Annotated in this window: 11 protein-coding genes and 1 riboswitch; of the genes, 2 read left to right on the forward strand and 9 right to left on the reverse strand. The window is 73.8% G+C overall.

What is annotated here, in order from left to right; translation table 11 throughout:
- The first annotated feature begins 28 nt into the window (after nt 1-28).
- Nucleotides 29-679, forward strand: coding sequence for an NAD(P)-dependent oxidoreductase (locus ACQEU8_RS27760; protein ID WP_433105787.1), 651 nt, complete (start codon nt 29-31; stop codon nt 677-679).
- A 2-nt stretch (nt 680-681) separates the two neighbouring features.
- Here ACQEU8_RS27760 and ACQEU8_RS27765 read toward each other — a convergent pair whose 3' ends face one another.
- From ACQEU8_RS27765 to ACQEU8_RS27800, 8 genes are all read right to left on the reverse strand, one after another.
- A complete protein-coding gene (locus ACQEU8_RS27765) occupies nt 682-2,070 on the reverse strand; it encodes an aminotransferase class V-fold PLP-dependent enzyme (RefSeq protein WP_433105789.1) in 1,389 nt (462 codons plus the stop codon).
- Nucleotides 2,071-2,260: 190 nt separating this feature from the next.
- Nucleotides 2,261-2,379: riboswitch (SAM riboswitch) on the reverse strand.
- Nucleotides 2,380-3,250: 871 nt separating this feature from the next.
- Complete coding sequence (locus ACQEU8_RS27770; RefSeq protein ID WP_433105791.1) at nt 3,251-3,934, reverse strand: sirohydrochlorin chelatase; 684 nt, start codon at nt 3,932-3,934, stop codon at nt 3,251-3,253.
- Entirely contained in the window at nt 3,931-5,094 is a 1,164-nt protein-coding gene (locus tag ACQEU8_RS27775) for a uroporphyrinogen-III synthase (protein ID WP_433105793.1), read from the reverse strand. The genes ACQEU8_RS27770 and ACQEU8_RS27775 overlap by 4 nt, the downstream gene beginning before the upstream one ends.
- Nucleotides 5,095-5,134: 40 nt before the next feature.
- Nucleotides 5,135-5,512 (reverse strand): nitrite reductase small subunit NirD, encoded by a 378-nt coding sequence (gene nirD, locus ACQEU8_RS27780; RefSeq protein ID WP_433108766.1) that lies wholly within the window; start codon nt 5,510-5,512, stop codon nt 5,135-5,137.
- A 44-nt stretch (nt 5,513-5,556) separates the two neighbouring features.
- The gene (nirB, locus tag ACQEU8_RS27785; RefSeq protein ID WP_433105795.1) at nt 5,557-8,127 is read right to left on the reverse strand and encodes a nitrite reductase large subunit NirB; all 2,571 of its coding nucleotides are present in this window, start codon (nt 8,125-8,127) and stop codon (nt 5,557-5,559) included.
- A gap of 5 nt (nt 8,128-8,132) precedes the next feature.
- On the reverse strand, nt 8,133-9,680 hold the full coding sequence (locus ACQEU8_RS27790; protein ID WP_433105797.1) for an FAD-dependent oxidoreductase: 1,548 nt from the start codon (nt 9,678-9,680) through the stop codon (nt 8,133-8,135).
- Nucleotides 9,677-11,881, reverse strand: coding sequence for a molybdopterin oxidoreductase family protein (locus tag ACQEU8_RS27795; RefSeq protein WP_433108768.1), 2,205 nt, complete (start codon nt 11,879-11,881; stop codon nt 9,677-9,679). The genes ACQEU8_RS27790 and ACQEU8_RS27795 overlap by 4 nt, the downstream gene beginning before the upstream one ends.
- A gap of 25 nt (nt 11,882-11,906) precedes the next feature.
- Nucleotides 11,907-13,283, reverse strand: a complete 1,377-nt coding sequence (locus tag ACQEU8_RS27800) for an MFS transporter (RefSeq protein WP_433105799.1) — start codon at nt 13,281-13,283, stop codon at nt 11,907-11,909.
- Nucleotides 13,284-13,482: 199 nt separating this feature from the next.
- On the opposite strand from ACQEU8_RS27800, the gene ACQEU8_RS27805 reads away from it, so the two are divergent.
- On the forward strand, nt 13,483-13,974 hold the full coding sequence (locus tag ACQEU8_RS27805; RefSeq protein ID WP_433105801.1) for a VOC family protein: 492 nt from the start codon (nt 13,483-13,485) through the stop codon (nt 13,972-13,974).
- A gap of 228 nt (nt 13,975-14,202) precedes the next feature.
- On the opposite strand, the gene trpD is transcribed toward ACQEU8_RS27805, so the two are convergent.
- A complete protein-coding gene (gene trpD, locus ACQEU8_RS27810; protein ID WP_433105803.1) occupies nt 14,203-15,270 on the reverse strand; it encodes an anthranilate phosphoribosyltransferase in 1,068 nt (355 codons plus the stop codon).
- Nucleotides 15,271-15,317 lie beyond the last annotated feature (47 nt).

Consider the following 15,317-nt stretch of genomic DNA (forward strand, 5'->3'; position numbering starts at 1 on the left):
AGTCGTTCTCACCTAGGAGTTGAGCACCATGCGCATCACCGTCTTCGGCGCGGCGGGCAACGTCGGCAGCCGGATCGTCACCGAGGCCCTCTCGCGCGGCCACCAGGTCACCGCCGTCGTCCGCGACCCGGCCCGCTTCGCCGCGCTGCACCCCGGAGCTGCACACCGGGTGGGCGACGCGGCCGACGCCGGTGACGTCGCGGCCCTCAGCGACGGCCAGGACCTGGTCGTCAGCGCAACCCGCCCCGCGCCCGGCAACGAGGAGGGCCTGCTGCTGGCAGCACGCGGCCTGCTGGCCGGCCTCGGCACCACCGGCGTACGGCTGCTGCTCGTCGGCGGCGCGGGCAGCCTGACGGTGCCCGGCACCGAGGGCCGCGTCCAGGTCAGCGACGACCCGCGCTACGTACCCGAGGAGTGGCGCCCCATCGCCGAGGCGTGCAACGACCAATACGAGCTGGTGCTGCGGCACGCCCCGGCCCACCTGGACTGGGCGTACGCCAGCCCGCCCGCGCTGCTGGAGCCGGGCCGCCGCACCGGCCGCTACCGGCTCGGCGCCGACGAACTGCTGCTGGACGGCGAGGGCCACTCCGCAATCTCCATGGAGGACTTCGCCGTGGCTCTGATCGACGAGGCGGAGCGGCCCAAGCACCACCGGGTGCGGTTCACGGTGGCCTACTGAGCTCAGCTCCCGGCGTGCCCGGGTGCCTCCGAGACGCAACGGCCGTCCTCCGTACGGTAGTTCAAGCGCGCCCCGTCCCGCACCAGCTCCCGTACGGCGGCGACGAACCGGTCCACGTGCTCGTCCGGCGTCCCGGCGCCGAAGCTGACGCGGATCGCGTTCAGCGACCGTTCGCCGGGCGCGGCCTCGGGTGCCCCGCACTCGCCGGGAGTGTCGCCCTGCCGGCCGAGAAGGGCGCGCAGCAGCGGGTGGGCGCAGAAGAGGCCGTCGCGGACACCGATCCCGTACTCGGCGGAGAGCGCCGCCGCGAAGTGCGAACTGTTCCAGCCGTCTACGACGAACGAGACCACGCCCACCCGGTCGGCGTCCTCCCCGAAGAGGGAGAGGATCTGCACCTCGGGGACGTCGGCCAGGCCGGTGCGGAGCCGGGCCAGCAGCTCCTCCTCGCGGGCCACGAGGCGGTCGAACCCCGCCTCGGTCAGTGCCCGGCAGGCGGAGGCGATGGCGTACGCGCCGATGACGTTGGGCGAGCCCGCCTCGTGCCGGGCGGCGGTGGTGTGCCACTCCACGTCCACGCCGCCGTCCGCACCGCGGGTCACCCGGCGGCTCGCGCCGCCGCCCGCCAGATACGGCTCCGCGGCGCGCAGCCAGTCGGCGCGGCCGGCCAGCACACCCGCGCCGAACGGCGCGTACAGCTTGTGCCCGGAGAACGCCACCCAGTCCGCCTCCAGTTCGGTCAGGCTGACGGGACGGTGCGGGGCGAGCTGCGCCGCGTCCAGCACCAGGCGCGCGCCGTGCCGGTGCGCGGCGCGGGCCAGCTCGCGCACCGGCCACACCTCGCCGGTGACGTTCGAGGCACCCGTCACACAGACCAGCTTCGGCCCGACGGGGGCCCCGTGCAGCGCCGACTCCAGCGTGGCGACGGCCTGTTCGGGCGAGCGGGGCGCGTCCAGATACGTCACGTCGTGCGTCCGCCACGGGAGGAGGGAGGCGTGGTGCTCGGTCTCGAACACGAACACCCTGGTGCCCTGGGGAAGTGCCGCCGCCAGCAGGTTGAGGGAGTCGGTCGTCGCGCGGGTGAAGACGACCTGGTCGCCCTCGCGGCAGCCGAGGAACTCGGCGACGGCCTGCCTGCTCTGCTCGAACAGCTCCGTCGACAACTGGGAGAGGTGGCCGGCGCCGCGGTGCACGCTGCCGTAGTACGGGGCGTACGCCGCCACGTCGTCCCAGACCCGCTGCAATGCGGGGGCGCTGGCCGCGTAGTCCAGCGCCGCGTAGGGGGCTTCGCCCCCGGTGCCGAGCGGCACCTGGACGTCGCGGCCCAGTACGGGGAGGGGGGCGTCGCTGCGCGTGGGGGTACAAGAGGGGGCAAAAGCGATTGCGGACGGCATAGCGGTACTCCGGCAAGGTGAAGAGCGTGCGTGGCAAGGGGAATCACGGCATGGCGATGCCGTGTGCTGGTCGCCTTACGGCGGAACAGTGGGAGGGCCGGGGCGCGTTGAAAAGTGCCGCCCGTCGGCCCTAGCGCATTCGCTTGCTCACAGAAGGCTCCCTCGTAGACCAGGACCCCTGGCGGAGAGGGATCCGCGCTTGCCGTAGACCTTGCTGTCCTACGGCCTGGTCATCACCCGGGGCACCCCGCCACGGACGGAGGGTTGCCGGACAGCGGGCCGGGGCCTTTGTCGCTGTCGCTCGTGACCTGCGAGGGAGTATGCCACAGGCCCCGCCGCCCCACCATTGGTACGTCCGCGATGTGGACGCCCCCTGTGCTCGAGGGAGCACAGGGGGGCGGGTCGTGGCTGTGGGGGTGGGGGGGTGGCGGTGAGGGCTCGGGGTGGGAGGGGTGGGGCAGAGGTGGGGAGTTGGGGTGGCGGGGTGGGGGGGTTGGTGGTCTGGGGTGGGTGGTGGCGTGGGCGGGTGTGGGTGGTGGGTCGGGTGGGTGGGTGTTGGGGGTGGCGTGGGTGGGTGGGGTTGGTGGCGGTGCGGGGTGGGTGGGGGTGGTGGTGGCCTGGGGTGGGTGGGGGGTGGTGGCGGCTCCCCCCGCCTGCCGCCGGGACGGCTGGCTTGTGGGGGCACGCCCCCTTTGTTTTTCGGCTGCCGCCGACAGGTCGTGTCGGGGGGCTCCGCCCCCCAACGGCCCCCCGCTAGGTGGGCTTCGCCCCCCTAGGACCCCCCTTCCGCAATCGCAGAAGCCACTGACGTAAGAACCGCCCGCCCATGAGTCGCTGCCCTTTGTCTGCGGGTGGCGCCCATATCTGGGGTTGGAGCAATGGCCGCTCTCGACCACCCCAGATATGGGCGCCACCCGCAGCGGATGGTCCTGGGCCAAGGGCGGAGGACGAATTGTCCAGAGGGTCGATTGGGGTCGGGGGGCTCCTAGGGGGGCGGAGCCCCCGTAGCGGGGGGCAGTTGGGGGGCGGAGCCGCCCCAACGCCCGTCCGGCGAGGACCGGGGGTTTGGGGGCAGCGCCCCCAACACAGGAGGGGGCCCCGGGGTGGGGCCCTCAACCCACCACCACCCCCACCCACCCGCAGCCCTCAAACCACCAGCCCCCACCCACCCGCGAGGCCCTCACCCCACGGCGGCGCCAACACGAAGGGGCACCCTCGCGGCGAGCGCGGCGGCGACGGCGGGGTGCCCTCCGAGGGGCGAGGCCACGACATCGGCGCCGGCGGCGTGGAGCCGGTCGGCGAACAGGCCGGGCGCCAACAACCAAGAGGCGACGGCAACCCGCGAAGCGCCCGCACGGCGCAACCGCGCAACCTCGTCCGCGACAGCCGGCTCCGCGGTCGCGGCCCAAGCCACCGGCACGGGCCCCCGCAAAAGCCGGCCGAGCCGCCGCGCCATGGCGTGCGCCTCGGCACGCGCACCGGCGTCGGAGGACCCGGCGGCGGCCAGCACCACGGCGTCCCCCTCCCGTACCCCGGCCTCGGCGAGCCGGTCGACGAGGGCGGGCAGCAACGCGGCGTCGGCCCCCAGCGCGGGGGTGATGGTCACATCGGCGGCCCGCCCCGCGGCAGCGACCTGCGCGGGGATGTCGACCCGCACGTGGTAGCCGGAGGCGAGAAAGGCGGGGACGAGGCTGACGGGGCCCGGCAACCGCTCCAACGCCTCGGCGACGGTCGGCCCCCGTACGTCCGCGTAGGCAACGGCGACCGGCTGCCCCAGCCGGGCGGCGACACCGTCGGCCAGCTCCCGTACGGTGCGGGCGCCGGTGAGGTGCCGGGTGCCGTGCGCGACGAGCAGCACCGTCATGCGTCGGCCTCACAGACCGATGTGGGGTCGAGGGCGATGCGGTAGCCCCGCTTGGTCACGGTCTGTACGACCGAGGAGACCCCCAGCGAGGTGCGCAGCCGGGCGACAGCGGCTTCGACGGCGTGTTCGTCGGTGCCGCCGCCGGGCAGATAGGGCAGCAGATCGGCGCAGGACATCACCTGACCGGGGTGGCGGGCCAGCGCGCGCAGGATGGCCATCGGGCCGGGGCTGACCGGCCGCAGCTCGCCGTCCAGGAGTGCGGCGGAGCCCCGTACTTCCAGGGTGTGGCCCGCGGCGGGCAGGGTCGGCGCGGTGGCGGGCAGCCGTTCGCACAGCAGCCGGACGAGGGCACCGACACGGAACCGCTCCGGCCAGTAGGCGGGGATGTCCCGGGCGAGCAGCGGCGCGGCGGTGACGGGCCCGACGCAGGCGACCTGGGTGCGGCCGCGCAGCGCCTGGGTCAGTTCCCCGGTGACGCCGTTCTCCTCGGCGCGGGCGTAGAGCCCGGCGGCGGCCAGCGCGCTGGTGAAGGTGAGGGCGTCCACGCCGCCGCCCAGTACGCCGTCGATGAGCCGGTCGAGCGGGCCGGGGTCGACGGGGCCGGTCCACCGGTAGACGGGCACCGGCACGACCTCGGCACCTGCGCCGCGCAGCGCGTCGATGAAGTCCCGCAGTGGTTCACCGTGCAGTTGGACGGCGATCCGCAGTCCGGCCAGGTCGTCGCGGGCCAGCAGCCGCTCGAGGACCTCGGTGGAGGACTCCGAGGCGGGCGACCAGGACTCGCGCAGCCCGGCGGCGCGCAGGGCACCGCACGCCTTGGGGCCGCGGGCCAGCAGTTCGCCGGTGGCGAGGGCGCTGCGCAGGGCCTCGCCCTCGCCCCAGCCGTCGGCGGCCTCCATCCAGCCGCGGAAGCCGATGCCGGTAGTGGCGACGGCCACGTCGGGCGGGCGGGCCACCAGTTCCTTGGTGGCGTCGCGCAGTTCCACGTCGTCCGCGAGCGGGACGATGCGCAGCGCGGGCGCGTGGACGACCTCGGCGCCGCGGCGCTCCAGCAGCGCGCCCAGCTCCTCGGCCCGGCGCGCTGCCGTGACCGCGACGGTGAACCCCGCCAGCGGGGGAACGGATCCCGTGCGGCTTCGCGACGGTTGAGGTGCCGACACCGCGTCTCCTCTCAGTGCTCAGGTGGGGGCTGCATGCTGTTCATCGTCCCCCGACCAGCGTTTCCACCGTGTTTCGCGGGGCAGAGACCTCGATCACTCCGCCGGTCAGCCGCACCTCGTGGACGGGGAGCCGGGCGGTCTCGTCGTCCAGGCAGCGGCCGGTCGCCAGCTCGAAGGTCTCCTTGCCCAGCGGCCCGGTGACGACGGGGACGCCGTCCCGGTCGCCGACGATGCCGTGGCAGATGACGGGTGCCCCGCTGAACGGGTCCAGATTCCCGACCGCGTACACCTCGCCGGTGTGCAGCCGGAAGAGGGCGACGGCGCTGCCGTCCGGCAGCAGTGCCGCGCGGCCCTGCTCGACGGGGAGGACGTCCAGGGGGCAGACGGCGGACCAGTCGGTGGAGGTGCTGGTGGTCATGGTCGTCACGGCGGTCACCTTTCGGCTCGTACGGGCAAGGGTGCTCATCGGGTGCGCGCCCCCTCGGCGGCGGGCACCGGCGGCATGCCGAGCGACACCGGGCCCGGCACCGGCACCGGCTGCTCCCGCTCGACGGCGAAGGAGATCGCCGGGTCGGGGGTCTCGGGGGCGTTGACGAAGGAGGTGAAGCGGGCCAGCTTCTCGGGGTCCTCCAGGACGCCGCGCCACTCGTCGTGGTAGTCGGCGACATGGCGCTCCATGGCGGCGTCGAGTTCGGCGCAGATGCCGAGCGAGTCGTCCATGATGACGGCCCGCAGGTGGTCGAGGCCGCCTTCCAGGTTCTCCAGCCAGGCGGCGGTGCGCTGGAGGCGGTCGGCGGTGCGGATGTAGAACATCAGGAACCGGTCGATGGTGCGCACCAGCGTCTCGTGGTCCAGGTCGGAGGCGAGGAGTTCGGCGTGCCGGGGGGTGAAGCCGCCGTTGCCGCCGACGTAGAGGTTCCAGCCCTGCTCGGTGGCGATGATGCCGAAGTCCTTGCTGCGGGCCTCCGCGCACTCGCGGGCGCAGCCGGAGACGCCTGCCTTGAGCTTGTGCGGGGCGCGCAGTCCCCGGTAGCGCAGCTCCAGTTCGATGGCGAGGCCGACCGAGTCCTGGACGCCGTAGCGGCACCAGGTGGAGCCCACGCAGGACTTCACCGTACGGACGGCCTTGCCGTAGGCGTGCCCCGATTCGAAGCCGGCGTCGGTGAGCCGGCGCCAGATGGCGGGGAGCTGTTCGAGGCGGGCGCCGAGCAGGTCGATGCGCTGCCCCCCGGTGATCTTGGTGTAGAGGCCGAAGTCGCGGGCCACCTCGCCGAGCACGATGAGCCGGGCCGGGGTGATCTCGCCGCCGGGGACGCGGGGTACGACGGAGTAGGTGCCGTTGCGCTGCATGTTGGCGAGGTGGCGGTCGTTGGTGTCCTGGAGGCCGCCGCGTTCGCCGTCGAGGATGTGGGTGCCGCTGTCGCGGGAGGCGAGGATCGCGGCGACGGCCGGCTTGCACACGTCGCAGCCCCGCCCGCGCCCGTGCTCGGCCACCAGCTGCGAGAAGGTGGTGATGCCGGTGGCCGCGACGATCTCGAAGAGTTCGGCCCGCGAGTGGTCGAAGTGCTCGCACAGCGCCTTGGACTGCTCGACACCCGCTGCTTCGAGGATCTGCTTGAGCGCCGGTACGCAGGAGCCGCAGCCGGTCCCGGCCTTGGTGCAGGACTTGAGCGCGGGGACGTCGGCGCAGCCCTGTTCGGTGATGGCCTCGGTCAGCGCGCCCTTGGTGACGGCGTGGCAGCTGCAGATCTGCGCGGTGTCCGGCAGTCCGGCCACCCCTCCCCCGGCCGCCGCGCCGCCCGCGGACTCCGGGGCCAGCAGGGTGGCCGGGTCGGCGGGCAGCGCGCTGCCGACCAGCGGGCGCAGCAGCGGATAGCCGGAGGTGTCGCCGACGAGGATGCCGCCGAGCAGCGTCTTGGCGTCGTCGGAGACGACGAGCTTGCCGTAGGTGGCGGCGACCGGGTCGTTGAGGACGACCTCCAGCGCGCCCGGCGTGGTGGCGTGCGCGTCGCCGAACGAGGCCACGCCGACGCCGAGCAGCTTGAGCTGGGTCGCGGTGTCCGCGCCGGGGAAGGCGGCCTCGCCGCCCAGCAGCCGGTCGGCGACCGTCTCGGCCATCGCGTATCCGGGTGCGACCAGTCCGAGTGTCCGCCCCTCGATGCAGGCGACCTCGCCGACGGCCCACACCCGCGGGTCCGTCACCGACCGGCAGCTCTCGTCCACGACGACGCCGCCCCGCTCCCCCACCTCCAGCCCGGCGTCCCGGGCGAGTTCGTCGCGGGGCCGCACGCCTGCGGCGAAGACCACCAGGTCGGTCTCCAGGAAGGTGCCGTCGCTCAGCTCGACTCCGCCGGCCGCGCCGGTCTCCGGGTCGGTGACGACCTGCTTGGTGCCGGTGCCGGTGTGCAGGGTCACGCCGAGCTCGCTCACCATGCGGCCGAGCAGCGCGCCGCCGCCCTCGTCGAGCTGGACGGCCATCAGATGCGGGGCCATCTCCACGACGTGGGTGGTCAGTCCCAGCAGCCGCAGCGCGTTGGCGGCCTCCAGCCCGAGCAGTCCGCCGCCGACGACGACGCCCCGACCGGTGGCCGACTTCTCGGCTGCCGCGCGGATGGCGTCGATGTCGTCCAGGGTGCGGTAGACGAGGCAGCCGGGCGCCGTGGAGCCGGGCAGCGGCGGCACGAACGGCCGTGATCCGGTGGCCAGTACGAGCGCGTCGTACGGCACCCGCTCGCCGGACGCGGTGAGTACGGCGTTCGCGTCGCGGTCGAGCGCGGCCGCCGGGTCGCCCAGCCTGAGGTCGACCCGCCCGGGGTCGTGCTCGGGCAGCCGCAGGGCGCTCTCGTCGGCGCCGTCGAAGCAGGACGAGAGGGCGACGCGGTCGTAGGCGGGGCGGTGCTCCTCGGCGAGCACGGTGATGTCCCACTGCCGGTCCGCGTCACGGGAGTCGAGGGCTTCGACCAGTCGGTGGCCGACCATGCCGTGGCCGACGACGACGAGCTTGCGCGGGGCTTCGGAGTGCGAGTCAGTCATGGTGTTCACCTCGGGGCGGTCGTGGCAGGGGTGTCACGGCTGGAGAGCGGGTCGGTCTCGGCGAGCCAGGCGGCGATCTTCTCGACGGCGCCGCGGCAGCCGCCGCAGCCGGTGGTGGCGCGGGTGGCGTCGGCCAGTTCGCGGGCCGACCGGGCGCCGTCGTACCAGGCCGAGCGCAGGGCGCCCTTGGTGACGCTGTTGCAGCGGCACACCATCGCGTGGTCGGGCAGCGCCTCGCCGGTCTCGCCCGCCGACTCGGGCGGCAGTGCCCGGCCGAGCATGAGGGCGAGCCGGTCGGAGGGGGCGGGGGCGCCCTTGTCGTAGAGCTGCACAAGGCCGGCGGCAGCGTCGGGCACCCCGAGCAGGATGGCGCCGGTGACCCGGTCGCCGTGCAGCACGAGCTTGGCGTAGCGCTCCCGGCTCGGGTCCTCCAGCCGCAGGACCTCGGGGCCGCCGTCGTCCGCGAAGCCGCCCTGCGCCGGGCCGCCACCGGCCGGGGCGTGCCCCGCGAAGCCGTCGTCGTCCACGAACGGATCGCCCAGGCAGGCGAGTTCGATACCGGCGGCCTTGAGCCGAGTCACTCGCGGGGTGCCGAAGTAGCGCGCGTACGGGTCCTCGCCGGTCAGCCGCTCGGCCAGCACGGTCGCCTGTTCCCAGCCGGGCTGTATGAGCCCGGGCTCGGCGTCGGCGCAGTCGCCGAGCGCGTAGATGTCCGGATCGGAGGTGGTGAGGGTGTCGTCGACGGCGATTCCGGCCGGGCCCACCTCCAGGCCGCACTCCTCGGCGAGCCCGGTCTCGGCCCGTGCGCCCGTGCACAGCAGCAGCCCAGCGGCGGGCAGCACACTGCCGTCGTCCAGGTGGAGCCCCTTGCCGGGCTCCCAGCGCACCGCCATCACGCCCAGCCGCTGCTCGATGCCGGTACGGCGCAGCGCCCGGCCCAGCACCCGCCCGGCGGGCGCGTCCAGCTGCCGGTCCATCACATGCGGCGCCGGGTGTACGACGGTCACCGCGACTCCGCGGGCCACCAGCGCGCGGGCTGCCTCCAGCCCGAGCACGCCGCCGCCGAGCACGGCGATCCGGGCGCCGACCGCGCGGGCCCGGTCGGCGAGGCGGCGCAGCCGGCGCGCGTCGGCGAGCGTACGCAGCGCGGTGACGCCACGCGCCAGTGTGCCGCTCCCCTCGTCCGTGTCGTCGCGCAGTCCGGGCAGCGGGGGTACGGCGGTGCGGGCACCGGTGGCCAGTACGAGCCTGTCGTACGGGAGTTGCCGCCCGTCGGCGGTGCTGACGGTGCGGGCCTCACGGTCGATGCCGGTGACGGTGGTGCCGGTGGCCAGCGGGCTGCCATCGGGGGCTTCCTGGGCCAGATCGGCCTCCGTCAGCGAGCCGGACAGCAGCCCGGGCAGCAGTACCCGGTTGTAGCCGCCGACCGGTTCGGCGCCCAGCACGGTCATCCGAACCCGCCTGCTGCGCGGGTCGCGCCGCAGCGTCTCCTCCTGCAGCCGCGCGCCGACCATTCCGTTGCCGACGACCACGACGTTCAGTGCCCGGTTCACGCTGCCTCCCTCCGGCCGGCGGCGCCGCCCCCGTCGGCGCGCTCCAGCCGTACGGCGCTCAGCTTGAACTCCGGCATCCGGCTCACCGGGTCGAGCGCGGGGTTGGTGAGCGCGTTGGCTGCCCCGTCGCCCGGGAAGTGGAACGGCAGGAACACGGTGTCGGTGCGCAGGCTCGGCACGCAGCGGGTCCGGGCGAGGACGGCCCCGCGCCGGGAGACGATCCGCGCGGTGTCCCCGTCGGCGAGCCCGGCACGACGGGCCGTGTCGGGGTGCACCTCGACATACGGCTCGGGTGCGGCGGCCAGCAGTTCGGGCACCCGGCGGGTCTGCGCACCGGACTGGTAGTGCTGCAACTGCCGCCCGGTGGTGGCGTACAGCGGGTGCTCGGCGTCGGGGAGCTCGGCCGCGTCCCGGTGCTCGACGGGCAGGAACCGGGCACGCCCGTCGGGGTGCGCGAACCGGTCGAGGAAGAGCCGCGGCGTGCCGACGGTGCCCGCGCCGGGGTCCGCACCTTCGCGTACGGGCTCACCGGCCGCGCCCTCGCGTACGGGCCAGTACACGGCCTCGCCCGCGTCCAGGTGTTCCGGTGCGGCGCCCGCGTAGTCGGCGGTGCCGCCGGCCGAGGCACGGCGCAGTTCGTCGAAGACGGGCGCCGGGTCGGCGGGGAACTCGTGCCCGGCGCGGCCCAGCCGCACGGCGAGTCCGTGCAGCACCTCCAGGTCGGTACGCACACCCGGCGGCGGGGACTGGGCCGCGCGGCGCCGCAGCACGCGGCCCTCCAGATTGGTCATGGTGCCTGACTCCTCGGCCCACATGGTCACCGGCAGCACCACATCGGCGAGTTCGGCGGTCTCCGAGCGGAGGAAGTCGGCGACGACGAGGAAGTCCAGCGCGCGCAGCCGCTCGACGGCGCGGCGTGCCCGCGGCGCGGAGACGGCCGGGTTGGAGCCCATCACCAGCAGCGCCGCCGGGCCGTCCGGCGTACCGAGCGCGTCCAGCAGCTCCCAGGCGCTGCGTCCGGCACCCGGCAGCGACTCGGCCGCAACTCCCCAGATCCGGGCGATGTGTTCGCGGGCCGCGGGGTCCTCGATGTGCCGGTAGCCTGGCAGCTGGTCGGCCTTCTGGCCGTGCTCGCGGCCGCCCTGGCCGTTGCCCTGCCCGGTCAGGCAGCCGTATCCGGAGCCGGGGGTACCGGGCAGGCCCAGGGCGAGGGCCAGGTTGATCCAGGCGGAGACGGTGTCGACACCCTTGCTGTGCTGTTCGGCACCGCGCCCGGTGAGGATGTGGGCGCGGCGGGCGCGGGCCAGCGCGGCGGCGGCGCGGCGCAGATCGGCCGCGGCAACGCCGGTCAGCCGCTCCGTACGCTCCGGCCACCAGCGCGCGGCGCACTGCCGTACGTCCTCCCAGCCCACGGTGCGCTCCTGGCGGTATGCGGTGCGCCGCGGGGTGTCCAGATGGCCCTCCACCAGTGCGACGTGGAGCAGCCCCAGCGCCAGCGCGAGGTCCGTACCGGGCGCCGGCTGGAGGTGGATGCCGCCACCGTCCAGCGCGGCCTGCGCGGTGGCCGTGCGGCGCGGGTCGACGACGATCAGCCGGGCCGGGTCGAAGTGACCCATCAGCGGCGGCATCGTCTCGGCGGGGTTGGCACCGACCAGCACCACGGCCTCGGAGTCGTCCAGGTCCGTGACGGGAAAGGGCAGCCCCCGGTCGAGCCCGAACGCCTTGTTCCCGGCCGCCGCGGCCGACGACATGCAGAACCGGCCGTTGTAGTCGATCTGCGAGGTGCCGAGCGCGACCCGGGCGAACTTGCCGAGTGTGTACGCCTTCTCGTTGGTCAGCCCGCCGCTGCCGAAGACGGCCACCGAGTCGGCACCGTGCGTCTCACGGAGCTCCGCGAAGCGCCGGGCCACCAGGTCGAGGGCCTCGTCCCAGCCGGCCTCACGGAGCGGAGCGCCCTTGGCGTCCCGTACCAGCGGGGTGGTGAGGCGCTCGGGCGAGTCCAGCAGATGTGCGGAGGTCCAGCCCTTCTGGCAGAGGCCGCCCTGGTTGGTGGGGAAGTCGCGCGGGGTGACGGTCAGCCGGACGGGTGTGGGACCCGGGCCGGTTTCGGGGGTCAGGGTCATGGCGCATTGCAGGGCGCAGTACGGGCAGTGGGTCGCGGTGCCGGTCCCGCCGCCGGTCGTGGTGCCGGTCGCGGTCACGGGGCCTGCGGCGGCCGTGCTCACGTCAGCCCCTCCGCTCGGCGGTGGCGGGCTCCGGCTGCCGCGTACCGGCTGCCCGGTCGGCGCGCTCCGCCGCGGGCCGCCGTACGTACCCGACCAGGGTCACCACCAGGCACAGGACGTAGAAGCCGAGGAACGCGCCGATGGCCGCGTCCGCGCCGCCCGTCGACTGGTACGACTGACGAAAGGCGAGGTTGATGGCCACACCGCCCAGCGCGCCGACCGCACCCGAGATCGCGATGACGGCACCGGAGAGCCGGCGCCCCTGGGCTCGGGCCTCGGCCGGGTCGTCGCCCGCCTCCACCGCGCTCTCGGCCCGCGCCGCGTAGATGGCGGGGATCATCTTGTAGGTCGACCCGTTGCCAAGACCGGTCAGTACGAACACCACCGTGAAGACGGCGACGTACGCGGCGAACGAACCGACGGCCGAGGCGATCAGCACACATCCGGCACCGACCGCCAGCGCGAGGAACGTCCACGCGGTGACCCGCGCCCCGCCGAACCGGTCGGCCAGCCGCCCGCCCAGCGGCCGGGAGAGCGACCCCAGCAGCGGCCCGAGGAAGGTGAGCGCCGCGGCCTGCACGGGGGTCTTGCCGAACTCGTTCTGCAGCACGAGACCGAAGGCGAAACCGAAGCCGATGAAGGAGCCGAACGTCCCGATGTACAGCAGCGAGACGGTCCAGCAGTGGCGGTCCCGCGCGGCGATCCGGTAGGCGCCGTAGTCGGTGCGGTTGGTGGCCAGGTTGTCCATGCCCCGGCGGGCCAGCAGCGCGGACAGCAGCAGGGCCGGTACGAACAGCAGGGGCAGGATCTCCGGGCGCGCGACCCCGGCAGTGGCCAGTACCACCAGTCCGAGGATCTGCACCATGGCGACCCCGAGGTTGCCGCCCCCGGCGTTCAGCCCGAGCGCCCAGCCCTTCTCACGCTCGGGGAAGAACTGGTTGATGTTGACCATGGAAGAGGCGAAGTTGCCCCCTCCCAGCCCGGCGACCCCGGCGCACAGCAGCAGCGCCCACAGCGGGGTCTCCGGCCGCCGCACCAGTACGGCCGCCAGCAGCACCGGCACCAGCAGCGCCAGCGCGGAAGCCACCGTCCAGGTGCGTCCCCCGAACCGGGTGACGGCGAACCCGTACGGCAGCCGCAGCAGCGCGCCGACCAGCGACACCGACGAAACCAGCAGAAACTTGTCGTCCGGGGTGAGCGAGAAGCCCGCCTCGGGGGTCATGAACAGCACCAGCACCGACCACAGGCTCCACACCGCGAACCCGATGTGCTCGGCGAACACGGACAGCCACAGGTTCCGCCGCGCCGTGCGCCGCCCCTCACGTTCCCAGAACCCCGGGTCCTCGGGCTCCCATCGAGTGATCCACCGTGCCCTCACGTCGCCTCCTGTCCGCTGGAAGGAACACCGACGCTAGGAGCCCGCTGTTTCGACCTGCGTGTCCTCCCGTAACACGCAGGAAAGGGACTGCTCACTCGAGCCGGGGGCCCCATGTGAGAACTCGGCCCTGAGGACCGATGAATTTCTCCGGCGAAGCCGGTCCGTATCCGCAGAGACCCACCGACCAGGAGGTATCACCATGAAGCCGCAGAAGATCAAGACGTTCCTCTGGTACGACGGGCAGGCCGAGGAGGCGGCGAAGTTCTACACCTCGCTGTTCGACGACTCCCGCATCCTGGAGACCACCCACTACAACGAGGCGCACAACGAGGTGGCCCCCGGCAGGGCCGGCTCCGTGCTGACCGTCCTCTTCGAGCTGGCGGGACAGCAGTTCGTCGCCCTCAACGGAGGCCCGGAGTTCCAGTTCACCGAGGCGATCTCCCTCCAGGTGGAGTGCGGCTCCCAGGAGGAGGTGGACACCCTCTGGGCCAAGCTGACCGCCGACGGCGGCGAGGAGGGCCCGTGCGGCTGGCTCAAGGACAAGTACGGCGTCTCCTGGCAGATCGTCCCCCGCCGCCTGTTCGAACTCCTCGACGAGGGGGCACCGGCCCAGGCCGAGTCCGTCACCAAGGCCATGCTCGGCATGCACAAGCTCGACATCGCCACCCTGGAATCCGCCGCCAAGGCGTGATCCCCGCACCATGTCGCGGGGCTCCGGTGCCCGCTTGTGGGCATCTGTTCCGCCAAGGGCGGAACGGGTGGGCACAAGCGGGCCCGCACCCGCGCGACGGCCGCACCCCGCACCGCGCAGTGGGCGCCCCTCGGGTGCGGCCCGGTGGCCGGTGGCTGCGCTTGCCCACCCTGCGCCCCTGGCGCAGACTGCCCAAGCGCAGCGCAGGGCAGGGGCGGCGCCGCGCCGTTACGGCCGATTACTCGCCGTAACCCACCGTTCCAGGACCTCCCTCGCCGCGCCGGAGTCAATCGACTCCGCCGCGCTCCGCATCCCCGCGGCAATCTGCTCCGCGAACGGCGCCGCACCCGGCGAAAGCGCCACCAACGCGGCGGCTGCATTCAGCAGCACCGCGTCCCGCACCGGCCCCCGCTCCCCCTCCAGCAGCCGGCGGGCCACATCCGCGTTGTAGGCGGCGTCCGCACCCCGCAGCGCCTCGACGGGCACCAGTTCGATGCCGACGTCGCGCGGATCGAAGCTCTCCTCCCGTACGACACCGTCCCGCACGACCCACACGGTGGAGGTCGCGGTCGTGGTCAGCTCGTCCAGCCCGTCGTCCCCGCGGAAGACCAGCGCTGAGCTGCCGCGCGCCGCCAGTACACCCGCGATGATCGGCGCCATCCGCGCGTCCGCCACTCCGGTGGCCTGCGCGGCGACCCGGGCCGGATTGGTGAGCGGACCGAGGAAGTTGAACGGGGTGGGCACCCCCAACTCCTTGCGGGCCACGGCCACATGCCGCAGCGAGGGGTGGAACTTGACCGCGAAGCAGAAGGTGATGCCCGCCTCGTCGGCCATCTCCGCGACCCGCTCCGGCGACAGCTCCAGATTGACGCCCAGCTTCTCCAGCACGTCCGAGGCGCCGCTGGCGCTGCTCGCGGCGCGGTTGCCGTGCTTGACGACCTTGACGCCGGTGCCCGCGACGACGATCGCCGACATGGTGGAGATGTTCACGGTCTTCGCCCGGTCGCCGCCCGTACCGACGATGTCGACGGTGGGCCCGGGGACCTCGATCGTCCGGGCGTGCTCGTACATCGCCTGTACGAGACCGGAGATCTCCTCGACGGTCTCGCCCTTGGCCCGCAGCGCCACCGCGAAGCCGGCGATCTGTACGTCGCTGGCCTCTCCGCGCATGATCCGGTCCATCGCCCAGGCGGTGGCATCCGCGCTCAGGTCCTCGCCCGCGAGCAGTGTGCTCAGCACGTCGGGCCAGGTACGCGCCGCCATGGTGTCGCCTCCGGCGGGGGTAGCAGCGCTCATGGTGACCACTTCCTGGCAATAGACCGACGCGTTGGTGCGGCCACCCT

It is taken from the genome of Streptomyces sp. CA-250714 (genome assembly GCF_050936705.1).
Lineage (GTDB): Bacteria > Actinomycetota > Actinomycetes > Streptomycetales > Streptomycetaceae > Streptomyces.